This window comes from Devosia sp. P3_B2, from assembly GCF_056402875.1.
Map to the genome: position 1 here is coordinate 134,376 of NZ_JBFUGO010000008.1, position 23,068 is coordinate 157,443.

22 protein-coding genes are annotated in these 23,068 nt (G+C 65.9%); 4 read left to right on the top strand and 18 right to left on the bottom strand.

The window, feature by feature from the left end:
* Positions 1-132 precede the first annotated feature (132 nt).
* The 4 genes from AC1DV8_RS13435 to melA all read left to right on the top strand — a co-directional run bounded on the left by AC1DV8_RS13435 (position 133) and on the right by melA (position 4,609).
* Positions 133-1,386, top strand: coding sequence for an ABC transporter substrate-binding protein (locus AC1DV8_RS13435; protein ID WP_477157786.1), 1,254 nt, complete (start codon positions 133-135; stop codon positions 1,384-1,386).
* Positions 1,387-1,476: 90 nt separating this feature from the next.
* A complete protein-coding gene (locus tag AC1DV8_RS13440; protein ID WP_477157787.1) occupies positions 1,477-2,367 on the top strand; it encodes a carbohydrate ABC transporter permease in 891 nt (296 codons plus the stop codon).
* Positions 2,364-3,239, top strand: a complete 876-nt coding sequence (locus tag AC1DV8_RS13445; RefSeq protein WP_477157788.1) for a carbohydrate ABC transporter permease — start codon at positions 2,364-2,366, stop codon at positions 3,237-3,239. Before AC1DV8_RS13440 ends, AC1DV8_RS13445 begins: the two co-directional genes overlap by 4 nt.
* A 53-nt stretch (positions 3,240-3,292) precedes the next feature.
* Positions 3,293-4,609, top strand: coding sequence for an alpha-galactosidase (gene melA, locus AC1DV8_RS13450; RefSeq protein ID WP_477157789.1), 1,317 nt, complete (start codon positions 3,293-3,295; stop codon positions 4,607-4,609).
* Positions 4,610-4,762: 153 nt separating this feature from the next.
* Here the strand turns inward: melA and AC1DV8_RS13455 are convergent, their stop codons facing one another.
* From AC1DV8_RS13455 to AC1DV8_RS13540, 18 genes are all read right to left on the bottom strand, one after another.
* Positions 4,763-5,089, bottom strand: a complete 327-nt coding sequence (locus AC1DV8_RS13455) for an NIPSNAP family protein (RefSeq protein WP_477150684.1) — start codon at positions 5,087-5,089, stop codon at positions 4,763-4,765.
* 98 nt (positions 5,090-5,187) lie between these two features.
* The gene (locus tag AC1DV8_RS13460; protein WP_477157790.1) at positions 5,188-5,892 is read right to left on the bottom strand and encodes a ChuX/HutX family heme-like substrate-binding protein; all 705 of its coding nucleotides are present in this window, start codon (positions 5,890-5,892) and stop codon (positions 5,188-5,190) included.
* A gap of 10 nt (positions 5,893-5,902) precedes the next feature.
* On the bottom strand, positions 5,903-7,612 hold the full coding sequence (locus AC1DV8_RS13465; RefSeq protein WP_477157791.1) for an ABC transporter ATP-binding protein/permease: 1,710 nt from the start codon (positions 7,610-7,612) through the stop codon (positions 5,903-5,905).
* 62 nt (positions 7,613-7,674) lie between these two features.
* Entirely contained in the window at positions 7,675-9,972 is a 2,298-nt protein-coding gene (locus AC1DV8_RS13470; RefSeq protein ID WP_477157792.1) for a TonB-dependent hemoglobin/transferrin/lactoferrin family receptor, read from the bottom strand.
* A gap of 135 nt (positions 9,973-10,107) precedes the next feature.
* Complete coding sequence (locus AC1DV8_RS13475; RefSeq protein WP_477157793.1) at positions 10,108-10,623, bottom strand: invasion associated locus B family protein; 516 nt, start codon at positions 10,621-10,623, stop codon at positions 10,108-10,110.
* Positions 10,620-11,417, bottom strand: a complete 798-nt coding sequence (locus tag AC1DV8_RS13480; RefSeq protein ID WP_477157794.1) for a HugZ family pyridoxamine 5'-phosphate oxidase — start codon at positions 11,415-11,417, stop codon at positions 10,620-10,622. Before AC1DV8_RS13480 ends, AC1DV8_RS13475 begins: the two co-directional genes overlap by 4 nt.
* Positions 11,418-11,425: 8 nt before the next feature.
* A complete protein-coding gene (locus tag AC1DV8_RS13485) occupies positions 11,426-12,514 on the bottom strand; it encodes an energy transducer TonB family protein (protein ID WP_477157795.1) in 1,089 nt (362 codons plus the stop codon).
* Between the two features lies 1 nt (position 12,515).
* Positions 12,516-12,950, bottom strand: coding sequence for an ExbD/TolR family protein (locus AC1DV8_RS13490; protein WP_477157796.1), 435 nt, complete (start codon positions 12,948-12,950; stop codon positions 12,516-12,518).
* A complete protein-coding gene (gene tolQ, locus AC1DV8_RS13495; RefSeq protein ID WP_477157797.1) occupies positions 12,950-13,666 on the bottom strand; it encodes a protein TolQ in 717 nt (238 codons plus the stop codon). Before tolQ ends, AC1DV8_RS13490 begins: the two co-directional genes overlap by 1 nt.
* Positions 13,667-13,742: 76 nt before the next feature.
* Positions 13,743-13,910, bottom strand: coding sequence for a hemin uptake protein HemP (hemP, locus tag AC1DV8_RS13500; protein ID WP_477157798.1), 168 nt, complete (start codon positions 13,908-13,910; stop codon positions 13,743-13,745).
* 169 nt (positions 13,911-14,079) lie between these two features.
* A complete protein-coding gene (locus AC1DV8_RS13505; protein ID WP_477157799.1) occupies positions 14,080-15,153 on the bottom strand; it encodes a VWA domain-containing protein in 1,074 nt (357 codons plus the stop codon).
* A 20-nt stretch (positions 15,154-15,173) separates the two neighbouring features.
* Positions 15,174-16,106, bottom strand: a complete 933-nt coding sequence (locus AC1DV8_RS13510) for a DUF58 domain-containing protein (protein ID WP_477157800.1) — start codon at positions 16,104-16,106, stop codon at positions 15,174-15,176.
* Positions 16,081-17,100 (bottom strand): AAA family ATPase, encoded by a 1,020-nt coding sequence (locus AC1DV8_RS13515; RefSeq protein ID WP_477157801.1) that lies wholly within the window; start codon positions 17,098-17,100, stop codon positions 16,081-16,083. The genes AC1DV8_RS13510 and AC1DV8_RS13515 overlap by 26 nt, the downstream gene beginning before the upstream one ends.
* A gap of 25 nt (positions 17,101-17,125) precedes the next feature.
* Positions 17,126-17,956, bottom strand: coding sequence for a S1C family serine protease (locus AC1DV8_RS13520; protein ID WP_477157802.1), 831 nt, complete (start codon positions 17,954-17,956; stop codon positions 17,126-17,128).
* A gap of 311 nt (positions 17,957-18,267) precedes the next feature.
* On the bottom strand, positions 18,268-19,497 hold the full coding sequence (locus AC1DV8_RS13525) for an OpgC family protein (protein WP_477150670.1): 1,230 nt from the start codon (positions 19,495-19,497) through the stop codon (positions 18,268-18,270).
* Positions 19,490-21,232: a glucans biosynthesis glucosyltransferase MdoH gene (mdoH, locus tag AC1DV8_RS13530; RefSeq protein ID WP_477157803.1), complete on the bottom strand. Its 1,743-nt coding sequence runs from the start codon at positions 21,230-21,232 to the stop codon at positions 19,490-19,492. Before mdoH ends, AC1DV8_RS13525 begins: the two co-directional genes overlap by 8 nt.
* Before the next feature lie 43 nt (positions 21,233-21,275).
* Positions 21,276-21,419, bottom strand: coding sequence for a hypothetical protein (locus tag AC1DV8_RS13535; protein WP_477150668.1), 144 nt, complete (start codon positions 21,417-21,419; stop codon positions 21,276-21,278).
* Complete coding sequence (locus AC1DV8_RS13540) at positions 21,416-23,011, bottom strand: OpgD/OpgG family glucan biosynthesis protein (RefSeq protein ID WP_477157804.1); 1,596 nt, start codon at positions 23,009-23,011, stop codon at positions 21,416-21,418. Before AC1DV8_RS13540 ends, AC1DV8_RS13535 begins: the two co-directional genes overlap by 4 nt.
* Positions 23,012-23,068: the final 57 nt, after the last annotated feature.

The window sequence follows — 23,068 nt, forward strand, 5'->3', positions numbered from 1 at the left end:
ACAATCGCTACTTTTCCGGAAGAATAACACCGAAATTTCGGAAGATTACGCGCCCGCTTTGCCGGACAGTACCCCTACAGCCGGACGGCGAGAGGGAAAGCGCCCTCCGGCAAACAGATGGAGGGTAGCATCATGAAGGCACTGCTTTCGGCCACCGCATTCACCGCGCTCGCGTTGTCGGCCACGGCGGGCCTCGCCGAGACCAACCTCACCTACATGATGTGGGGCGATCCGCCCGAGATCGCCGTGTGGGAGGCGATCGTCGACAAGTTCGAGGCCGCCAATCCCGACATCAAGGTGAAGGTCGAGGTCTCCGACTGGGACAGCTACTGGGACAAGCTGCGGGTGACCACCGTCGGCGGCAACCCGCCCGACGTCTTCGCCATGGATGCGCCGCTCTACCCCGACTGGCAGTCGCGCGGCAGCCTGCTCGATCTGTCGCCCTATCTCGCGGCGGCGCCCGAGACACTGAACGGCGTCTATCCCGGCCCGCTCGCAGCCTATCAGTTGAGCGCCGGCACCTTCGGCCTGCCGCGCGATTTCCAGACCATCGTGCTGTTCTACAACAAGGCAATGTTCGACGCGGCCGGCGTTGCCTATCCCGACGACAGCTGGACCCTCGACGATCTCCGCGCCGCGGCGAAGAAACTGACCATCGACAAGGACGGCGACGGCCAGACCGACCAGTGGGGCCTCGGCACGGAGCTCTGGGACATGGAGCCGATGTGGGGCCCGGTGGTCTACAGCTATGGCGGCGCGCCGATCAGCGACGACTACAAGACGACTCTGCTCGGTGAGGCCCCCGCGGTTGAAGCCTGGAAGTTCCTCGCCGATTTCCGCCTCAACGACAGTTCGGTGATGAGCCAGGAGGACCTCGAGAGCTACGGCAGCGACGGCTTCCTCGCCGGCGTCGCGGCGATGACCTTTTCCGGCCACTGGGTGGTGCCGGCCTATTCCGATCTAGCTTTCGACTGGGACGTCGCGCCGTTCCCCAAGGGCCCGGCCGGCCGCGCCACGCTGGTCAACAGCGCCGGCATCGTCATCAGCTCCAAGACCGCACATCCCGACGAAGCTTGGAAGTTCGTGCAGTTCGTCATCAGCGAGAAGGGGCAGAGCAAGCTCACCGAGCTCGGCTTCGCCATTCCGGTGATCGACAAGGTGGCCAGCAGCCCGGTGTTCCTCGAGCAGAAGGCGCGCGGCAGCCACAAGGTGTTCCTCGATGCGCTGGAATACGCCCACACCAAGCCGAGCTTCCGCGGCTACGAGGAATGGTCGGCCGCTGTCGGCGACACCCTCGCGCTGGTCTGGAACGGCGAGATGACCATCGACGACGCGCTGGCCGAGATTGTCCCGAACGCCGACGCGGCGCTCGCCAACAACCAGTAATCCCGCCAGGGGACCCGGGCGATCTCCACCGGCTTGCCGGACGCCCGGGTTGGTCTCACGATGCTGATGGGCAAGCAAGGGCAGGGCAGCATGACGCAGATCGGAGTATCGCCACGCGGTGCCGAGCGGTTCTGGGTCATCGTGTTGTTGCTGCCCACGCTGCTTGGGCTGGCGCTCGGCGCCTTCGGCTCGATCGCCGCCACCATCGGCATCAGTCTCTTCGAGTGGGACCTGTTGAGCCCTGCCAAATGGGTCGGCGTCGAGAACTACCTGGCGCTGCCCGAGAATCGCAATTTCCTCAAGGCGCTCGGCAATACCGCGGCGTTCTCCGTCATCTACGTGCCGGCGACGCTCTGCATATCGCTGGTGGTGGCGGTGCTGCTTAACCAGCGAATCCGCGGCGTCAGCCTGTTCCGGCTGATCTATTTCATCCCGGTGGTCACCTCGCCCACTGCCGTCGGCCTCGTCTGGACCTGGATCTATTCGAAGGACAAGGGCGTGCTGAACGCCATCATCACCACCCTCGGCGGCGATCCAGTGCATTGGCTCGGCTCGGACATGGCGCTCTACTCGGTGGTGATCGTCAACGTCTGGGGCGCCATCGGCGAGGGGATGATCATCTTCCTCGGCGGCCTGCAGGCCATCCCGCGCGATGTCTACGAGGCGGCGACCATCGACGGCGCTAGCCGCTTCCAGCAGTTCCTCGCCGTCACCGTGCCCATGCTGCTGCCCTCGATCTTCTTTCAGGCAGTGCTCTGCACCATCCACGCCTTCCAGGCCTTCGACTACGTCTACATCCTCACCCAGACCGGCAACGGCGGCTCGAGCCTCCCCATGCTGGTGTTCAACATCTACCGCGAGGGCTTCAACTACTTCCGCATGGGCAATGCCTCGGCCCAGTCCGTGGTGCTGGCGGTGATCGTCCTCGGCCTGACGCTCATCTACTCGCGGCTCAACAAGCGCTGGGGGCAGCACCAATGAGCGTCGTCACCGCGTCCGCCCCGGTCACCGAGCTGCCAACCACGGCGTTCCTCGCCAAGCACCTGCGCGAGAACATCTGGTTCTACCTGGTGCTGATGGCCGGCGGCCTCCTGATGGTCGCACCCTTCGTCTGGATGGTGTCGACAGCGCTGAAGCCGGCTGCCGACCAGTTCACCCGCGACCTGATCCCGCGGCGGATCACCTTCGAGAACTTCGGCAAGGCCTGGGAGCTGATGGAGTTCCAGCACCTCGTCTGGAACTCGTTCCGCATCGCCGCGCTCTCGACCATCGGCCAGGTGGTCACCTGCTCGATGGGCGCCTTCGTCTTCGCCATCGTCCGCTTCAGGGGCCGCGACCTCTTGTTCCTCGTCCTGCTCGCGACGTTGATGGTGCCCTACCAGATGACCGTCATCCCGCAGTTCCTCATTTTCAAGACCTTCGGTCTCTACGGCACCGACGTGCCGCTTTACCTGCCGAGCTTCCTCGGCGGTGCCTTCGGTGTGTTCCTCCTCCGCCAGTACTTCCGCACTATCCCGATCGAGCTGCTCGAAGCGGCGCGGCTCGATGGCGCCAGCCTGTTCCGCATTTACTTCTCGATCTACCTGCCGCTGGCCAAGCCCGCGTTGGCTGCGCTCGCCATCTTCGCCTTCATGAGCTCGTGGAACGATCTGTTCAGCGCGCTGATCTATCTGCCATCGGATCTCGAAAAGACCACGCTGCCGGTGGGGCTGGCGCTGTTCCAGCGGCTCTATCGCGCGCAATGGGCGCTGATGATGGCGGCGGTGATCATTTCGATCGCCCCGATCATCGTGGCGTTCTTCTTCGCCCAGAAGCAGTTCATCCAGGGGTTCGCCGCGACCGGCATCAAGTAGCCCCCGACCTCCCCCGCAACCGCTCAGCATCGCTTCGCGATGAAGGAAAACTCATGCTCAAAATCTGTCTCATCGGCGCCGGCAGCACCGTCTTCGCCCAGTCGATCCTCGGCGATGTTCTGTCGAACCCCGCGCTCCAGAACGCCACCATCAGCCTCCACGACATCGACGAGACCCGGCTCTCGACCTCGGTGGTCGTCGCCAACCGCATTGGCCAGACGCTGGGGCTGGCCAACCTCAAGGTCGAGGCCACGGCCAACCGCCGCGATGCGCTGCAGGGCGCCGATTTCGTCATCTTGATGATGCAGGTGGGCGGCTACAAGCCGGCGACCGTCACCGATTTCAAGGTGCCCGACAGTTTCGGGCTCAACCAGACGATCGGCGATACCCTCGGCATCGGCGGCATCTTCCGCGGGCTGCGCACCATCCCGGTGCTGTTCGACATCTGCCGCGATATGGAAGCGGTGTGTCCGCACGCGACGCTGCTGCAATACGTCAACCCGATGGCCATCAACTGCTGGGCCATCAAGGAGAAATTCCCCCACATCAAGACCGTCGGTCTCTGCCACTCGGTGCAGGAAACCTCGCATCAGCTGGCCGAACTTCTGGGCGAGAACCCGGCCGATCTCAGCTATCTCTGTGCCGGCATCAACCACGTCGCCTTCTACCTGAAGTTCGGCAGGGTGCTGCCGGATGGCGAGTTCGAGGACCTCTATCCGCGCCTCAAGGCCATCGCCCAGAACGGCCCGATCCCCGACGACGACCGGGTGCGCTTCGACATGCTGAAACGCGTCGGCCACTTCGTCACCGAGTCGAGCGTCCACTTCTCGGAGTACAATTCCTGGTTCATCAAGCGTGGCCGCCAGGATCTGCTCGACCAGTACAACCTGCGCCTCGGCGAATATCTCTACCGCTGCGAGGATCAGATCGCCGAATGGCACCAGCTGCGCCGCGACCTCGAGGGCGATGCTCCGCTGGAGGTGGAGCAGTCCAACGAGTACGCCGCCGGCATCATCCGCTCGATGACATCAGGCGAGAGTGGCCTGATCTATGGCAACGTCCCCAATCGCGGACTGATCAGCAACCTGCCCGAGGATGCGGTGGTTGAGGTGCCGTGCCACGTCGACCGCAACGGCATCCAGCCCACCCGCATCGGCCGCATCCCGGATCATCTGGCCTCGATCATGCAGCTCTCGATCAATGTGCAGCGGCAGACCGTAGCCGCGGCGGTGACGGGCAAGCGCGAGCACATCTACCACGCGGCGATGCTCGATCCGCACACGGCGGCTGAGCTATCGCTGGACGAGATCTGGAGCCTGGTGGATCGGCTGATCGAGGCGCATGGCAACTGGTTGCCGGCTTATCGGTAGGCTGGTGCGGCTGGTGCGGGCTGACCCCACCCCTGTCCCTCCCCCCAAAGAATGGGGAGGGAGACGAAAACACCAGCATCTCGGTTGCGTCCCCCTCCCCCCTGTTCAGGGGGAGGGGACAGGGGTGGGGGTCGGCTCGCACCGGCCGCGCCATCACTTCACGCTCGAAAACCCCGTCGGCGTCAGAAACTGGCTCGACACATTGGCGAGCAGCGGACCATCCGCTTCCGATGCGTCCCGCGCGGCATGCCATTCCGGATCGGCCACGAACGCCGCCCACTTGGTCTCCCGCTCGGCCATCGAGTTCCAGCGCAGCATGTACGTCAGATCGTTGTTCGAATTGCCGATCACGGTCGTCCAGAACCCGGCCTGCTCGATGCCGTGCCGTTCCCAAATGCCCAGCGTGTGGTCCTTGAACCGCCGCATCAGGTTGGGCAAGCGCCCCGGCAGGCAGGTGTAGACGCGCAACTCGTAGATCATGCTGGCTCCCCTGAGCGTAGTGACGGCCGGTGGGCCGTCGGGCCCGCCTCAATAGGATGATCCGTCCCGGAACGGCAATCGCGCTTTGGGCTAACCCGTCAGTTGACGCGCAGCAGCGTCAGGCCCAGCGGCTCGCCGTCGGCGTTGAATGCCTCGCGCTCGCCGGTCACCGAATCCCGGTGCCACTCGGCCACTGCACCAGCCTTGAGGTGCAGGTGGAAATCCGAGCGCATCACGTTGATGAAGCCCATGGCCGGCTTCACCGTCTCGATGGTGCCGCGCCAGAACTGCTGGAAGCCGGGGCGGCGGAAGCCGATCACCACCGGCGATTGCGCCGCCTGCGCGTCCTCAAGTGGCAAACGGCCGGGATCGGTCTCGCTGGCCTCGATGCGCTCACCCGGCGGCGTATCGGGCTTCGCCTCGATCGCCGTGCCTACGCCGAGCGGCGCCACCGCGGCGTCGAACGGCTCGATCCCATCGAAGCCGACGATGCCGCAGATGTAGCTGCCATCGGCGCGGTTGAGGTCGATGCGTGGATACGCCTTGTCCCTCATCACGCTGGTGCGGTCGACGATGATCTCGGCGATACCAGCCAGCTCGATCCGGCTCTCGTGCTCGGCCCCGCCGATCACCGCCCAGCCGTCCTCGAAGCTGACGGTCTCGACCGCGCCGATCCGCTCGTGCGTCGCGCCGAGGTGCCGCGCTGTCACCATCAGCTTGCCGATGGCGGGGAGGGTGGCGAGCACGTCGCGGGCGCTGGCCTCGAGGCGGGTGCGGGGCAGGGTGGTCGGTTTGTCGAGCATTGAACTATCCTTAGGCAAGTACGGGTTCGAGGAGCGTGGCAGGCGTCGGAGCGGTGCCCAGTTCGATGATGCGCGGCGTTCCCAGGCCCTGCGGCTTGCGGTGCGCGACGATGACGAAGGCGGTGTCAGGCAACTCGCGGCGGAGCATCTCGAACAGCCCGGTCTCCGAGGTCACGTCGATGGCGCTGGTGGGCTCGTCGAGATAGGCGAAGGCCGGCCGCTGCAGCAGCAGCCGGGCCAGCGCCAGGCGCTGCAACTCGCCGCCGGAGAGATCGCCGCTGGCCGTCTCGTCGTCGACGAACATCACATCGAGCCGATGTCCGAGCCCCACCGCCTCGAGCGCCGCCTTCAGCTGCTCCAGCGTGAAGGCCTCCGGGCTGGAAGGATAGGCCACCGCATCGAGGATTGAGCCGAGCGGCACATAAGCCTGCTGCGGCAGGAACAGCGCCGGTCCGGCAGGCAGCACGATCCGGCCCTGGGCATGCGGCCAGAGCCTTGCAATCGCCTTGACGAGCGTGGTCTTGCCCAGCCCCGACGGGCCCGCGACCCACACGGTCTCGCCGCGCTCGACCCTGAGCGAGCCCACATCGAGCAGCGGCCGGCCATCCGGCAGCCTGAGGCTGAGCCCGGAAACACTGAGCGGACCATCGCCCCGCTGCACGATGGCCTCGCCCGCCGCGCCGCTGTCGGTCGCCCGCAGGAACCCGTCAAGGCGCGACGATGCGGCCACAAGGTCCGCGAGGTCGCGGTAGGAGAAGATGAACCACGACAGCGTGGTGACGACGCTGGAGAAGGCGGAGCTGACTTCCATCAGCCCGCCGAAGTTGACCGCCCCGGCGAGGAACGACGGCAGCGCCACGAATAGCGGGATGCGCAGCACCGTGTGCTGGTAGGGGTAGGTGAAGCAGCTGAGGATCAGCTCGCGGTTGATCAGCCTGCGCCAGTTGCCCATGATCGCCCCGAAGCGGCTGTCCAGCGTCCGCCGCTCGGCTTCCTCGCCATTGAGCAGCGCGATCTCGTCCACATTGGAGCGCATCCGCGCCAGCGCAAAGCGGAAGTCCGCCTCGCGGCGCTGCTGCTCGACATAGAGCTTCTTGAGCGGGCTGCCGAGCACATGCGTCAGCAGCGAGCAGAGCGCGACGTAGACGAATGCGGCGACGAGCATGTAGCGCGGGATCTCGAAGTCGATGCCGATGAAGGCCAGCGACAGCGGGAAGGACGAGAGCTGCCAGAGCAGCGCCACGTAGGAGAAGATCGCAACGATGTTAGTGATGAGGTCGAGCGCCTCGCTCAGCATGCCGTTGATGAACAGCCGGCAGTCATCGGCGATGCGCTGGTCCGGGTTGTCCAACCCCGCACCGCTGTCGCCTATGCCGAGATAGGCCTTGTCGGCGAGCCATTGGTCGCGCACCGCCTCGGTGAGCGAGCGGCGCCAGCGGATCAGCACCAGCTTGTTGAGATATTGCGCGCTGAGCTCGCGGATCGAGTTGAGCAGCACGATGATGCCGAACACCCCGATCTGGGTCAGCGCAGCGCCGGCATCTACCGCTTCCAGCGCCGAGTAGAAATCCTTGGTCCAGGAGATGATGCGGAGCGTTGCGTAGACCCCGCCCAGCTTCAGCGCCACCACGGCGACGAACAGCGCCAGCCCGAGTTTTCCGCCCCGCCCGCCGATGCAGAGCTTCAACAACCGCCAGAACTGACCAAGGACGCGGGTCATGCGAAATCTCCGAAAAAGAAGGCGGGAGAGCCGTGGACGGGGCCCTCCCGCGGAGTAGGTGCTTAGAACGTGACCTTGGCGCCGATCTTGAAGGTACGGCCCGGTGCAACCTGCAGTTCGAGCGGGTTCTGGTTGGCAACTGCCGACGAGGCCGGCGTGTTGGCGTACCCAGTCAGCGTGTTGGGGAAGTAGCGGGTATCGAGGGTGTTCTGGATGCCCGCGGTGAGCTCGATATTGTCGGTCGGCTCCCACTTGGCGTAGGCGTCGAACACCGAGTAGCCATCCGGCTTGAAGGCATTGGGATCGCTCCGCTCGGTAACCCCGGCGGCGAACGTGCCGATGACCTCGAACTCGAGCCCCTGGTCGGGCATCTCGTAGCGCAGCCCTGCAACGACGGTCAGCGGAATGGCACCGTCGAACGGCACCTCAGCAGCGCCGTCGTTGATCTGCACGCCCTTCGAATAGGTGAGGGCGCCGGACGCAAAGAGGTTCTCGTAGACCTCGAACTCGGCGCTCGCCTCGATGCCCCAGAGCTTCACCGTGTCGAGGTTGTCGTAGGTGACGACGTTCGCCGGCTGGCCGGCCACCGGTGCAAAGCTGCGGATGAAGTCGGTGTACTCGCTGTAGAAGCCACCTACCGACAGCCAGCCCCGCTCGAACTCGCCGCGGATACCCGCCTCGTAGCTCGCCACCGCCTCCGGCTTCAGGTCCGGGTTCGGGATCACCTGGTTGCCGGTGAACGGGTCGTTGACCGAAACGAACAGCTGCTGGCTCGTCGGCATCTTGAACCCTTCGCCATAGCCGGCATAAGCCGACCAGCTGTCGTCGAGCTCGTAGACCGCGCCGATCCGCTTGATCAGCCGCACGCTCTCCTGCACCTCGGGTTCGAACCCGGGCAGCGGCACGTAGTCCTCATCGCCGGTCGGATCGATCGAATAGGTGGCGAGCCGCACGCCGGGAGTAAGCGTCAGGCGCTCATCGAGCAGCTTGATCTCGTCCTGCAGGTAGATGTCGGCCCGCACCGTCTCAACTTCGGGGAAGTTGAACCCCTGGTTGGGGGTGATGGTAGTGACGCCGGTATCCGAGCGGTACGTGTAGTTGGTCCCTTCGTACTGCGTCATCGTCATATCGCCGTCGAAGCCGTAGGTCAGCGTGTGTGAGGTGTCGCCCCAGCCGAACGACGAAGTCAGCTGCAGATCGCCCTCGAGGAAGGTTTCGCCGTAGTCGCGGATCTGGTGCTGGTCCTGGACGCGGTTCGAATAGGTGCGCCGCTGGTCCGACGTCTTGAGTTGCCGCTGCGGCGAGTACGAGACGTTCCACTTGACCGTGTCGAGCCAGTCCGCGCCGACCTGCCACTCATGTTCGAGCGCCAGCCGATAACGGGTCATGTCGACCTGGCGGATATAGCTCTCGGAGTTGTAGGCCGTCGTGGTGGGCGCACCCTGCGTCGAGCCCGAATCCCAGATCTGGTCGATCACCGTGTTCTCGTCGAACAGCTCGAACGTACCGGTGAACTTGTGCGCGTCGCTCGGCGTCCAGACCGCCTTCAGCAGGCCATTGTAGATGCTCGTGTCGGCCGGGAAGAGCACGTTGCAGCGGAAATAGGCTGGGCGCGTGCATCCCCAGATGCCGCCGTCCGGATCCGCGTTGGAGAGCTTTGGCTCTTCGGCACTCATGTGCCCGAAGCTCGCCAGCACCTCGAGGTCGCCGAAATCGTAGGCCCCCGTCACCTGCTTGCGAAAGCTGTTGTCGTAGCTGTCCCAGCCGGTCTTGATCTCAACCGCCCACGGCTTGTTCTGCCCTTCGAGCAGGTCGGCCGGATCGCGCGTCCGGAACGACACCGTGCCGCCCAGCGCGTCGGAGCCGGTCAGCACCGAGTTCGGCCCCCGCACCAGTTCGACCGCCTTCATGTTCCACGGATCGAGGAAATCGCGGCTGCCGTCGGTGATCATTTCCTGCACGCGGCTGCCGTCGACCAGCATCTGCACGCGGTTGCCGCCGACCCCGCGGATGTTGAATGCGGTGAGCTGGCTGAACGGATTGGTGAGCGAGGTCTGCCGCGTCACCGCGATGCCCGGCTCATACCGCACCAGGTCCTGGATATCGCGGACCACGTGCTTTTCCAGCGTTTTGGCATCGATCACCGCGATGTTCTGCGGCACGTCGAGCACGTTCTTGCTGCCGCGCGAAGCGACGACCACGATGCGCTTGAGGATGGTGCTTTGCGCCTCGGTCAGCTCCTGCGCCGCGACCGGCTGCGGAATGGCGCAGAGCAGCGTCAGGGTGCTGACGCCGACGAGATGCCAAGGTGACACAAATGCGCGCGCGAAAATGCTCGCGCCATGCGGCCGATAAGACATGCCTGCCCCCGAAAGAAACCGAAGATGTTGGCTGGCTGTCGGCGCGCCGCTCGCCGCGTGGCTTGCTGTTCATGGCCCGATCGGGCCATCCGTTCACGCTCTATTAAAGGTGAGTATATGAGTCAAGATTAAATGCTACTGCGCCAGCTCCGCCGTGCGATTGTAGGCGGCAGTGAAGCCCGCGAGCGACAGTGTCACCGTCACCGGCTGGCCGTCGTCGACCTTCACACCCGTGACTTCGAGCGTCGTTCCGACCTTCATGGCGCTGAGCGCCACCTCGTCGAAATCGAGCGGCACAAGGCACCCGGTCTGCACGCAGGTGAGGAAGGGCCGCGCCTGGCCCAATTGCTGGCCGTCGATGCCGAGCTGCACGCCCGCATCGAGCCGTAGCCCGAACGCCGTCAGCAGCATCCCCTCGGCCTTGTTGCCCGCGGGTGCCGCAAGCTCCACCGCCACCAGCGCGCTGCCGGTCTGCGGGTTGCCTGCCGCTTGGGAGAAGGCGCAATCCTTGCCGGCTTCGACCAGCGTGCAGTTCACCGTCCAGCTGCCATGCGCCTCGTTGAGCGCCGAGGCGCCGCCCGGGAGCGTCGCCTGCTGCGCCAGCGCCGGCGATGCCATCAGCATCAGCGCGGCGGAGATCAGATGCTTCACGAAGCAACCCTCGCGTCCTTGAGCGGCCGGTTCAGGGCCCGGCGAGCTTCGCCGGCCATTCTCACCAGCGTCGTGTGCATGTCCTTGGACGAGGTGAGCTCGGTCTCGAACCAGACGCGGCGGATATCGTCTCCATCGGCGAGGTCCATGCCCTCGGCATCGACGCCGATCAGCCGCCACTTGCCGGCCGGCGCCTTGGCAAAGTGTTCGGCATAGAGCCCGACGGCCTCGCCGTGATCGTCGTTCATGTGCTCGACGGCGCCCGGCTCAGTCATCGCCAGCTCCGGATTGGCCGGGTTGGCGTTAAGCAGGTGCTCGCGGGTCAACGCATAGGCGCGCCCGAAGCCGGCATTGAACGAGGCGCTCTTCGGCTCGAGCCGGAAGTAGCGGAAATCGCCGAGGCCCGAGTAGAGCTTGGCCTTCTGCTGGTGGATCAGGTAGCGTGTGTCGAGCCGCACGTGTTCCTCGCTGTCGCGCTCCACTTCGCGGGCCTCACAGGCGATAGTGACGCGGGCATGCGCCAGCGGATCGCCCTTCCCGGGATAGCCGATCAGCAGCGAGCAGCGCGGATCGGCGAGGAGCGCGCCGGTATGGGCGGCGAGCTTCGAGATCAGGATGATCGGCGCGCCGTCGAAATCGGTCGAGACGCCGACTCGGGTGGCGATCGGCCAGCCGGTGCCCGGCTCGAGCGTCGCAATCGAGCCCGACCGCGCCGTGCGGATCAGCGTCTTGGCCTCGCGTACCGCATCGGCGGTGGTCTCGAGCAGCACGTCCTTCTTCTTTTCTTCGGTCATTATCGAACTCACTTCTTGAAATAGAGCGGCACCGTGAACGACCACGTCGATCGCCCCGCTGCCTCGGGAATGGGAGGGAAGGGCGCAGCGCGGTCGACTGCCGCCAGCGCGGCATTGTCGAGCGCATCGTTCCCCGAACTGCGGGCAAGCGCGACTTTCACCACCTTACCACTGGCGCCGACCGTAAAGCTCACCAAAGCCTCGCCATCGTCGCCCTTTGCCTTGGACGGATATTTCGCCGCGCGGGTCACCTTGGACTGCACCAGGCCGGGGTACTTGCTGGCGGCGGCGCTGCCGCCATCATTCTTCTTGCCGGCGCCGCCGCCGGATTTCTTGGCGGCGCTGTCGGCATCGGCCGCGCCACCGTTCCCGAGGCTCGCCTGCTTCGATGGCGGCTTTTTCTCGGTCGGCTCTTTCTTCGGCTGTTCCTTCAGCGGCTCAACCTTGGCCTCGACCGGCTTGCGCACGATCCGCGGCTTCGGGATCGGTGCCACCTGCAACTCTTCCTCGACCACCGGCGTAAGGCTCGCCGTCTCCGGCGGTTCCGCCACCTCGACCGGCTTCGTCAGCGCCGGCGGAATCTGCTGGATCGGCGGCTCCGGCGTCAGCTCGCCGATCGTTGCCGTGCGCACCGCCTCGAGCGGATCGGACAGCGACGGGACAACGCTATCGGCGACGATCGTTGCGGTCGCAACCTGCGGCATCACCGCCTCTGCGGGTGCCATCGAATCCACCGCCGTCAGCACCTCCGCTGACGCAATCTCTTCGCTCTCCGACGGCTCGACCTGCGCCACCTCGACTGGCGCCGCCACAGCTACGACGGCCTTGGCCGGCATAGCTTCAGCCGCCTCGACCGGCTCGGTTTCCGTCTCCGGCACTTCCTCCGCCTCGACCTCGCCGCCGGCCGAAACCAGCGTCTCCGTCGCCTCGGTGATTTCCTCGGTCGGGTTGGCCGTGACGGCGTCCATCGAGATGATGTCGACGCTCACCGACTCTGCCGCCGTCTCGTCCACCGCCGGCTCTAGATTGAGGAGCAGGAACGCCCCCGCGATCAGGCCGACATGGATGCTGACGGAGGCGAGGGCGGCTTTCCTCATCCTATTGCTCGCGCTGTTGGGTGATCAGCCCGATGCGGGCGTATCCGGCGCGGCTCAAATCGCCCATCACCTGCATGATCAAGCCGTAATCGGCGGTGGCATCGCCACGGATGTAGAGCCTCGGCTGCGTGCCAGCCTCGCCCGCTGCCGCGCCGACCGAGTCGAGGAGCGTTTCGAGCGTGATCTCGTCCTCGCCGAGGTAAATCTGGCCCTCCGGCGTCACCGAAATGGTCAGCGGCTCCGACCCCTCGACCTTCATCTCCGGCGCATTCGTCTGCGGCAGGTCGATCGGCACACCCGAGGTGAGCAGCGGCGCCGTCACCATGAACACGATCAGCAGCACCAGCATCACGTCGACCAGCGGCGTCATGTTGATCTCGTTGATCGCGCCACGCCGGCCGCGTTTGCCGCGCGTGCTCTGCAGCGACATGCTCATCAGGCGTTCCCCCGCGCATCGAGCTGCCGCGACAACAGCACCGAGACCCGGTCGGCGAATGCTTCGAGCCGGCCGATCAGCCGCCCGGCGTCACCGCTGAGCTTGTTGTAGGCAATCACCGCCGGAATGGCGGCGAGCAGCCCAAGCGCCGTGGCGAACAGCGCCTCGGCGATGCCAGGCGCCACCACGGCAAGGCCGGTGGATTTTGCCGCCGCGATCGAGGTGAAGGCGTTCATGATGCCCCACACCGTGCCGAATAGCCCGACGAATGGCGCGGCGCTCCCCACCGTCGCCAGGAGCGACAGGCTGCGGTCGAGCTTCTCGCTCTCCGCCGCCACCGTGGTGTCGAGCACGATGCGTAGCCGCGCCTGCAGGCCGCCAGAATTGGCGGCGTTCTCGGCATGGCTGCCGTTCCACTCCTCCATCGCCGCGGCGAACAGCGCACCAAGCCCGGTGCGCGGGCCATCCTTCAGCCGCGCGTAGATCTGCGTCAGCGGCTCGCCCGAGGCGAAGATCCTGTCGAATGCCTCCATCTCGCGCTTGGCGCGGGCATAGGCGGCGGCCTTGGCGAAGATCACCGCCCAGCAGGCGATCGAGGCGAACAGCAGCCCCAGCATCACCGACTTCACCACCCAGTCCGCCTGCAAGAACAGCGCGAACATCGACATGTCGTGTGCTGCCGCCACCGGCTCCAGGGCTTCGACCACCGTTTCCATCAGACGCCGAACTCCGCGAGGTGGCGGCGCGACAGCGTGGTGAAGAAGCATGCAATCGTGAAGCGCATGGCGGCTCCTATTTGTTGAGGACGAGTTTGCCTTGGCGTGTGATGCGGAGCCGGTAGGTCGAGCCCTGGTGCACGATGCCGATCTCGGTCGCGCTACCGAACAGCTGCTCCGTGGTGAAGCTCGGCTGGCCGGCGGGTAGTTCCGGCTTTTCCGCCGTATCGGGCGAAGCGGTCATGTCCCGCAAATCCTCAACTCGCATCGTGGCCATCCCGGCCGTCTGCCAAAAACATTAAAACATGACTGTGATTATCATAATTATGCGGACGCGCAAGCGCCACAATTTCGCCGGCCGTCGCGGACGGCAGCGGGTGCTGGTTGCGATCGGCGGTGACGGCTCAGTCCGGCTAGGCGACGCGGCCGAACCACAGCATCGACAGGCCTGCCGCGGCGATGGCGAGCAGCGCACCCACCCCGGCGAACAGGAAGGCGATCTCGGTTAGCTTCTTCTCGCTGATCAGCCGGGTGGAGAGCGAGTTGTAGACCCCGGCAAGGTCGGCGGCGCTCTTCGCCTCGTAGTACTCGCCTTCGGTAGCATCGGCGATCGCCTGCAGCGTGGTGGCGTCGAGCTGCGCCCGCATCGAGCGGCCGCCGAAATCCACCACATCGCCAGTCGCCGAGCCGAAGCCGACGGTGAACACCCGCACGCCATAGTCCCCGGCAAGGCGACCCGCAGCGATCGGGTCGGGGCCCGTGGTCGTCGCGCCGTCGGTGAGAAGGATCACTACCGCGCTGTCGTAGGAGCCGGGCTCGACCGGCATGTGCTTTTCCAGCGGTCCGGTCGCGCTCAAGAGGCCATCCGGCTCGCCCGCGGCGCCGAGCGTGCGGCCGAAGCTCGGTAGCCCGAGCTGGTCGCGCTGGTCGCCATCCGTGTCGAAGCTCTCGTCGGGGAAGATGGTCGCCAGTGCCACCAGCACGCCCGAACCCACCGCCGTTCCGCGCCTCAGGTCGAAGCTGTTGATCGCCTGGTACAGCGCTTCGCGGTCGATGGTCGGGGCCTGGACCAGCACCGCGGCCGAGGCGAAAGCGACAATTCCAATCTGCACATCGGCCGGCTGGTTCTTGATGAAGGCCTTCGCCGCCTCCTGCGCCGCCACGATGCGCGACGGCTCGACATCGCGGGCCCGCATCGAGCCCGAGACATCCATCGAGAGGATCACGGTGGCGCGCGATGACGCCAGTTCCACCACCGCAGCCGGGCGGGCCACGGCGACGATCAGCACGGTGATCGCCCCAAGCAACAGCGCCGGGGGCACGTGCCGGCGCCAGCCGACCCCTTTGCCCATCGCCTGCTTGACTATGGCGAGGTTGGCGTAGCGCAGGGCCGATTTCTTCCGGCGCCGCATCAGCCAGATGTAGGCGCCGATCAACAGCGGCACCAACACCAGCAACCAGAGCATGTCCATCCAGATGAAGGTCATGTCGTCACCCGTCGTCTAAGTTACGCGCCCGCCATCGCGGGCAGATTGCCGCCTCCGCCGAGTCGCGACTGCACCTTGCGCATATTGGCAAAGCGCAGCAGCGCATCGACCAGATCGTCGGAAGTCGAGAGTTCGAGTACATCGAGGCCGGCAGCGGCAAACGCCTCCATCTGCGCCTCTTCGTTGCGTTGCGCCGCTGCGACAAAGCGGCGGCGGAAGCCCTTGTCGACGGTGTCGACGAACAGCTGTTCGCCCGTCTCCGCGTCCTGGAACAGCAGCATGCCGACATCGGGCAGCGCCATGTCGAGCGGATCGAGCAACCGCACCGCCACCGCCTCGTGGCGCCGGCTCAGCTGGAACAGCCCGCGCTCCCAGCCCGGCTTCGAGATGAAATCGGAGACCACGAAGCAGATCGAACGCCGCTTGATCACCGAGGCCGCCCGCGCGAGGAAGGCGTTGAGATCGGTCTGGGGCGAGCGCAGCAGCCGCGGATTGGCGAACACCTTGTCGACGAGGTGCAACACATGCCGCCTGCCGGTATGCGGCGGGACGATGAAATCCGATTGGCCATTGAACAGGATCGCCCCGACCTTGTTGCCCTGTCGCGTCAGCAGCCGGGTCAGCACGGCGGTGAACTCGGTGAGCATCTGGCGCTTGGTCACCTGGTCCGAGCCGAAATCCACCGAGGGGCTGAGATCGAGCAGGAACCAGGCGGTGACGTCGCGGTCCTCGTTGTAGATTCGCACATGCGGCACCTGCGTGCGCGCCGTGACGTTCCAGTCGATGTGCCGGACGTCATCGTAGGTCTGGTATTCGCGCAGGTCCGCGAAATCGAGGCCGAAGCCGCGGAACAGCGTACGGTAGTCACCCTGCAGCAAGCCGTCGAGCTTGCGGATCACTGTCCATTCGAGGCGGCCGAGGAGCTTCTCAGCCTGCTGCGGCGATGCGGACATGCGCCTCCAGGGGTTTCTCGGGTGCGGGAACGGCTTTGAGAATCTGGCCGACGATCTGGTCGGGCGTGATCGACTCCGAGATCGCCTCGTAGGAGAGGACGATCCGGTGCCGCAGCACGTCCGGGGTGACATCGAGCACGTCCTCGGGCAGCACGTATTCACGGCCGCGGAGGAAGGCGAGGGCGCGGCCGGCTTCGATCATGTTGATGGAAGCGCGCGGACTGGCACCATAGGTGAGGAACCGCTCCATCTCGCCGAGCCCCGCCGACGCGGGGTTGCGCGTGGCGCTCACCACCTTCACCGCGAACTGGATCAGCGACGGATCGACGAACAGCTGCCGGCATTTCGCCTGCAGCCCGACCAGTTGCTCGGTGGTCGCCACGCGCGCCACCGCCTGCATGAGGCCGGTGACCCGCGAGACGATGACGAACTCCTCCTCTTCGCTCGGATAGCCGACGAGGACCTTCATCATGAACCGATCGACTTGCGCCTCGGGTAGGGGATACGTGCCCTCGGTCTCGATCGGGTTCTGCGTCGCCATGACGACGAACGGATTGGGCACCTTGTGGGTCTCGCCCGCGATGGTGACCTGCCGCTCCTGCATCACCTCGAGCAGCGCGCTCTGCACCTTGGCCGGAGCGCGGTTGATTTCGTCGGCCAGCAGCAGGTTGCAGAACACCGGTCCCAGCGAGGTCGAGAAGTCACCGGATTTCTGGCTGTAGATGCGTGTGCCGACGAGGTCGGATGGGACGAGATCAGGGGTGAACTGCACCCGCTTGAAGCTGCCCTGGATGACGTCGGCCAGCGTGTTGACCGTCAGCGTCTTCGCGAGGCCTGGCACGCCCTCGACCAGCAGGTGCCCCTTGGCAAGCAGCGCCACCAGCACCCGTTCGAGAAAATGGTCCTGCCCGACCACGACTTTCTTCACCTCGTACAGCACCTGCTCCATCAGCGAAGCGACGGCGGCGCCTGAGTCTTTCGATGTGTCGTCCATTTTCTCCGTCGGGGTTCGAGTACAGTTACAGCGGGTTTTCTCCTGCCGCCGCGGCGGCGTTCTCGATCGGCACGGCAAAGCCGATGCCGGCAAAGGTGCGAAGTCCGGATGGGTTGAGGATGGCGGTGACGATACCCACCACTTCGCCATCGGCATTGACCAGCGGCCCGCCGGAATTGCCCGGGTTGGCGGCCGCGTCGAACTGGATGAGGTTCTGCAGCTTGGGCTGGCCTTCTTCCGCCAGCACCCGGCCGAGCCCGGACACCACGCCGGCCGAAGCCGAGGGACCGATGCCGAACGGGAAGCCCACCGCCACCACCGCGTCGCCAGGACTGAGTCCGGCACTCGGGGCGAGCGTTGCCGGCTGCAGGTCATCGGGCAGCACACGGGGGCGGATGATGGCGAGGTCGCTATCGGCCCGGGCGCCGACGATCATCGCCTCGGACTCGGTGCCATCCCAGAACTGCACGCGCAGGTTCTTGGCCGCCCCGGCGACGTGGAGATTTGTGAGGATCGTGCCCATGTCGTCGATGACGACGCCGGTGCCGACCGCGGTGAAGCGCTCGTGGAAGTCCTCTTCCACCTTGCCTTCCGCCGGCAGCTCAGCCTTCTCGCTCTCCGGCTTGGCGCCTGACGGATTGTCCGTGGCATCCTCGTAGCCATCGACCCGAACCACCGAGCGGATAACCGTCGCATAGGCGACCGACTCGATCGATGCACCGGGCGGCCGCTCGTCCACCACCTTGTTGACGGCGGTCATGAACTGCCAGTCGCTGATGCGCTGTGGGTCGGGGGCAATCAGGTCGTAGGCGCCAATCAGCAGCAGCGTGACCAGCGCGCCGAGTCCGACCAGCACCGGACCCTGATGCTGCTGATAGAGCTTGCTCCACCACGCAGCGAGGCGGCGCCGAAGCGTCGGACCGGTCGTTTCATCTGGGAGATCGACATAGACGGGACTTACGCCATCCGGCGCGACCCAAGCTGAACCCGCCGTGGTCCGCGGCCTTTGTGACCGGCTATAGAGTGGTCGCCGTCGGGTCACCAAACGCTCCCGCGCTCGAGTGGGCTGGCCCCTCCCTCGACTAGTAGGCTAGTCCCAGCCGCGACCGCGCGGCAAGGCGCAAGCTTGCAACTGTTGTGGGCGCTCTCAGAAATGTGACAGTTGTGTCAGGATGCTGCGCGGGTCGCCGCGCGCGTCATCTCCTGCGTGCGGGTCAGCACATAGGCGAGCCCCACGAGCGCCAGCAACCCGCCGCCGAGCAGCAGCGTGTCGAGCAGCAGGCCGCCCTTGGTGCCGGTCTTCACGGCCTGGAGGAACAGGCTCAACACAGTGCCGGTCGCGAACACCGCAAGTCCTTGCCGGCCCATCAGCCGCAGCGGAGCGGCGAAACGCGATTGCGCGACCCGGTACATCACGCCCAGCGACGCCAGCACATAGAACAGCGCCAGCGCATGCAACAGCCGGGGCAGCGCGAGGAAGGTCTTGTCGAACCAGGTGACGTAGAACGGCAGCCCGAGTCGGCTGAGGAAGCCGAGCATGTTTCGCCCCGCATCGCCCAGCGGCGGCACCTTCACCCACAGCAGCACCACGAGGAGGAACGCCGCGCAGAGCCCGAACAGCAGCGGACTTTTCGGCACGAAACGGCGCCCCTGCTTCATCGCCATTCCCGACAGCAGGCCGACGACGAACAGGATCTGCCAAGAGAACGGATTGAAGAACCAGCCGCCCTGCGTGGGGAAGTTCGGCAGGTTCAGCCGGAACTGCCCCGCCAGCACCCACAGCGCGATCGAGCCGAGCATGGTCTGCACCGGCCAGCGCAGGCCGAGCCCGATGATCAGCGGCGTCGCCAGCAACAGCATGATGTAGAGCGGCAGGATGTTGAGATAGCCCAGCTGATGCGTCATCAGCGGGAGCCCGATCATGGTCTGCAGCGGGAAGCCGAAGATCGGCGCTATGTTGTTCTTCTCCAGTACCTCGTCGAGCCCGAAATACAGCGCCGCCGATGCAAAGATCGCGAGCGCGATCAGGGTGATGCTCAGATGCACGAAATAGAGCTGCCGCGCCCGCGCCCAGACCTTGGCGATCGCCGGCCATAGCGGACCGCTGGCGAAGCGGCCGGAATAGGCGAGCCCCGCTGCCAGCCCGGACATGAACACGAACGCTTCGGCGGCATCAGAGAAGCCGAAGTTTCGGCTGGTCAGGGTCTCGTAGAAAGTGCCGGGCACGTGGTTGATGAAGATCATCACCAGCGCCAGGCCGCGGAACATGTCGAGCCGCGGGTCACGTCCCACCGGCGGCGTCGCGGCGATCTCGCGGTCGAGCGCTGGCAGGCCGACCAGCGCCTTGAGGCGCTCGAGCAGCGGCGCGCGCTTCAGCGTGGCGAGGGTCTCAGGCATGGACAGGCGTCGTTCCGGCAATGGCGGGTTCGGCAGGGGCAGGGCCCTGCTGCGTCCAGCTCAGGAAAATGCGCTGCTGCTCGATGATGACGGGCGCCGGCGCGCTTTCGGACGGGGTGGTGAAGAGGATCGGCTTGCGGCTGGTGACGCCGCGCGAGGTCGCGGCGATCAGCAACGGTGCACCGATCGCGGGCAGCGCCACGGGCAACAGCCAGGGCACCAGCTCGCTGGCAAAGGCCGAGGCGATGGCCAGCACGACCGCGCCGGCGACGGTGACCCACCAACTCGCGGCGAACGCTGTCGAAAAGCTCACCCGGCCCTCGTCCCGGTTTGTCGCCGGCCAGCCGCCATCGAGCCCGAGGAGGATCTCGATCACCGCCTTGCTCTGGAAGCACAGCATGATCGGCGCGAGGAGGGTCGAAAGCAGCACCTCGCTGATCACCGACAGCGCCGCCCTGATCGTGCCCCCGAAACCCTGGTTGCGGCGGCCGAGCGTCGAGCGGGCGAGGATCAGGAACTTCGGCAGCAGCAGCGCCACGGCCACCGCGACGGCGAGCACCCAGATGCCGGTCTCGTTGTCGCGCCACCAGTAGCGGCTGGGCAACGCCGCGGCGAGAATGCTCGCTGCCAGCAGCGCCAGCCACAGCGGTGAGGCGGCATAGGCCATGATGCCCTGCACAAACGTGAACCGGCTCCAGAACTTCAGCTCCGGCGCGGCCAGTACCCGGCGGTGCTGCAGGTTGCCTTGGCACCAGCGGCGGTCGCGCTTGGCATATTCGATCAGGTTCTCCGGGCCTTCCTCGTAAGAGCCGCCCAGATACGGATCGACCTCGACCTTCCAGCCGGCCCGCGACAACAGCGCCGCCTCGACATAGTCGTGGCTGAGGATGTGCCCGCCCGCCGGCGGCTTGCCCGAGAGCACCGGTAGCCCGCAACTCGCGGCGAAGGCCGAAACGCGGACGATGGCGTTGTGCCCCCAATACGGCCCTTCCTCGCCCTGCATCAGCGCCGTGCCGCGCGCAAAATAGGGTGAGAGGTATGCCGACGAGAATTGCATCAGCCGGCCGAACAGGCTTTGCGCATGGATCACCTGCGGCACTGTCTGCAGCAGCCCGAGCCGCTGATCGTCGTCCATCCGCTTCGCCATCGCGGCGATGGTGGCGCCATCCATCAGGCTGTCGGCATCGAGGATCAATGCATAGTCATAGGCGCCGCCCGAGCGCGAGATGAAGTCCTCGATATTGCCGGCCTTCTTGCCGATGTTCCGCTCGCGCCGACGGTAGAACACCCGGCCTTCGGCTTGCGGCTCATGCAGCAACTGCTCGAACCAGATGACCTCGTCGGCCGCGACTTCCGGCGAATTGGTGTCTGACAGCACGGCGAAATGGAACCGATCGGCGATGCCGAGCGCGACGAGGCTGCGGTTCATCGCAGCGACGCGCGAGAAGCTGGCGGCGGCGTCCTCGTTGTAGACCGGCATCAGGATCGCGGTCATGCCGTCGGGCCGCGCCACTGCCGTCGGCACCCGCTTCGGCGGAGCCAGCACGCCGAGAATACCGGCGACGCCTCCCCACACCAGCCAGAACCCGACCAGCGTGAACAGCACAGTGCGCAGCACGTCCAGCGCACTGGTGCCGTCGGCACCGATGAACTGCACGTACAGCCAACCGCCGCCAAGGCTCAGCAGCGCCGACGCCGCGAGCGCCAGCGAGCGGGTGAGACGGGCTTGCGCCATCTGTCAGGAACCGGGGGAAAGCATGGGGTGAGGCTCCCTGCCGTCAGAACCGCGGCAACGCCGCGGCGAACGCCTGGCGCAACACCATGAAAATCGAGCCCCGCCGACGCTCCAGCACCTGCTTGGGCATCGCGAGGGGGGCATCAGGAAGCGCGCCCGAGAAGTCACCAGAACGGTCGTGCCTCATGCTTGTCCCCTCCACTGGTAAAGCCAGGTTTCGCTGAGCGTCCGGCCCGTGCTGACGATATTGGCCTTGAGTTCCACCGGGCCTTGCCCGTCGATCATCACGTCGAGCGCCAGCCGCCACACGCCGTTGGCATCGACCTTCGACAGCGCCGTCGAGGTAATCTCGCCGCCGGCGGCGGTCGCCACCACGTCGAGCTTGGCTTCGGCCGGCATCTCCACGAGTTCGCCGCCGGTGAAGTCGATGACGAACTTCCTCAGCTTCACGTCGTTCGCGACGCCCGACACGCCGCCCTGGCCGGCGCGTGTCTCGACCACATGCGCCAGCGGCGCATCGGCCTTGGGCAAGAGGTCGCCCCAGATCAGCCGGTAGTGGAACTCGCGTTCGTCGCCGGCCTTGATCGGATCGGCCGGGATCCAGAACGCCACGATATTGTCCTCGGCTTCCAGCCGCGACGGCGCCTCGATCAGCCGCACGCTGCCCTGGCCCCAGTCGCCGACCGGTTCCACCCGTGCGGACGGACGGCGCTCGTAATGCGCACCGGCATCCTGGTACGTCTCGAAGCTGCGGTCGCGCTGGTAGAGCCCGAACGCCCGCGGGTTGTTCTCCCACAGGTACGAGTTGCCCAGCTGCGCCGTGTTGTTGAGCGCCCGCCAGAACACTTCGCCGCCGTCGCGCTCGACGATCAGGCCGTTGCTGTCATGCACCTGCGGCCGGAAGTCATCGAAGCCGGCGCGGTTGGCCTCCGCGAACAGGAACATCGAGGTCAGCGGCGCGATGCCGATCTCGCCGATGTCGGCGCGGAAGAACAGCCGGGCAGTGATGTCGATCGCCGTTTCCTGTGCCGCGTCGCTGGCCGGTGTGATCTCGAAACGGTAGGCGCCGGTGACGCTCGGACCCTCGAGGCTCGCATAGGCGACCAGCGGCTTGCCTTCGGTCGGACGTTCCAGCCAGAACGCCGAAAAGCGCGGGAACTCCTCCGGCCCTGCCTGCCACGAGTCGATGGCGAGGCCACGGGCGCTGAGCCCGTAGATATTGCCGCGTCCCAGTGCCCGGAAGTAGCTCGAGCCGAGGAACGAGACCAGCTCGTCCATCTTGTCGGGTTCGTTCACCGGGTAGTTGATGCGCATGCCGGCGATGCCGGGGAATGCCTCGGCAGCGGCCTCTTCGCCCATCGCCGCGTCATAGAACATGAAATCGGCGTTGGAGAAGCCGAACGGCGTCGCCTGGCCGTCGACCACCTCGAACACGCCCACCGGCTCCTTGAACAGCCAGCCCATCGGGAAGGCGTGCACCTGGAAGCCGGAATTGTTGTCGAGCCAGCGCGCGTGCTGCGCGTCGAACTGGATCTTGCGGTAGCCGTCGTAGTCGAGCCCCGCGAACAGCTTTGGCAGTTCCGGCACCGCCGCATTGAACGGCTCGGCCGCCTTCGCCCGCATGCGTTCGGTCAGCACTTCATAGTCGAAGGCCTCCGCTGCGCTCTCCTGAGCGAAGGCGACGCGGGTGAGGGAGGTGGTGGACAGGAGCGCAGCCGTGGCAACGGCGGCTCGGAGAAAGGCTCGCCGACCGAGCCGATGGTGAGAAATAGAATACATGCACAGTCGCTATGGAGGGATCGGGACACCAAACACGAATTCCGCAACGCCGTTGAG

Coding starts and splice junctions, on each gene's coding strand:
- AC1DV8_RS13540 (WP_477157804.1), bottom strand. CDS start 23,011: ATGTATTCTATTTCTCACCATCGGCTCGGTCGGCGAGCCTTTCTCCGA.
- AC1DV8_RS13490 (WP_477157796.1), bottom strand. CDS start 12,950: ATGAGCATGTCGCTGCAGAGCACGCGCGGCAAACGCGGCCGGCGTGGC.
- AC1DV8_RS13435 (WP_477157786.1), top strand. CDS start 133: ATGAAGGCACTGCTTTCGGCCACCGCATTCACCGCGCTCGCGTTGTCG.
- AC1DV8_RS13515 (WP_477157801.1), bottom strand. CDS start 17,100: ATGGACGACACATCGAAAGACTCAGGCGCCGCCGTCGCTTCGCTGATG.
- AC1DV8_RS13465 (WP_477157791.1), bottom strand. CDS start 7,612: ATGACCCGCGTCCTTGGTCAGTTCTGGCGGTTGTTGAAGCTCTGCATC.
- AC1DV8_RS13445 (WP_477157788.1), top strand. CDS start 2,364: ATGAGCGTCGTCACCGCGTCCGCCCCGGTCACCGAGCTGCCAACCACG.
- AC1DV8_RS13460 (WP_477157790.1), bottom strand. CDS start 5,892: ATGCTCGACAAACCGACCACCCTGCCCCGCACCCGCCTCGAGGCCAGC.
- tolQ (WP_477157797.1), bottom strand. CDS start 13,666: ATGGAAACGGTGGTCGAAGCCCTGGAGCCGGTGGCGGCAGCACACGAC.
- AC1DV8_RS13440 (WP_477157787.1), top strand. CDS start 1,477: ATGACGCAGATCGGAGTATCGCCACGCGGTGCCGAGCGGTTCTGGGTC.
- AC1DV8_RS13455 (WP_477150684.1), bottom strand. CDS start 5,089: ATGATCTACGAGTTGCGCGTCTACACCTGCCTGCCGGGGCGCTTGCCC.
- melA (WP_477157789.1), top strand. CDS start 3,293: ATGCTCAAAATCTGTCTCATCGGCGCCGGCAGCACCGTCTTCGCCCAG.
- hemP (WP_477157798.1), bottom strand. CDS start 13,910: ATGACCGCTTCGCCCGATACGGCGGAAAAGCCGGAACTACCCGCCGGC.
- AC1DV8_RS13480 (WP_477157794.1), bottom strand. CDS start 11,417: ATGACCGAAGAAAAGAAGAAGGACGTGCTGCTCGAGACCACCGCCGAT.
- AC1DV8_RS13485 (WP_477157795.1), bottom strand. CDS start 12,514: ATGAGGAAAGCCGCCCTCGCCTCCGTCAGCATCCATGTCGGCCTGATC.
- AC1DV8_RS13535 (WP_477150668.1), bottom strand. CDS start 21,419: ATGAGGCACGACCGTTCTGGTGACTTCTCGGGCGCGCTTCCTGATGCC.
- AC1DV8_RS13470 (WP_477157792.1), bottom strand. CDS start 9,972: ATGTCTTATCGGCCGCATGGCGCGAGCATTTTCGCGCGCGCATTTGTG.
- AC1DV8_RS13510 (WP_477157800.1), bottom strand. CDS start 16,106: ATGTCCGCATCGCCGCAGCAGGCTGAGAAGCTCCTCGGCCGCCTCGAA.
- AC1DV8_RS13525 (WP_477150670.1), bottom strand. CDS start 19,497: ATGCCTGAGACCCTCGCCACGCTGAAGCGCGCGCCGCTGCTCGAGCGC.
- mdoH (WP_477157803.1), bottom strand. CDS start 21,232: ATGGCGCAAGCCCGTCTCACCCGCTCGCTGGCGCTCGCGGCGTCGGCG.
- AC1DV8_RS13505 (WP_477157799.1), bottom strand. CDS start 15,153: ATGACCTTCATCTGGATGGACATGCTCTGGTTGCTGGTGTTGGTGCCG.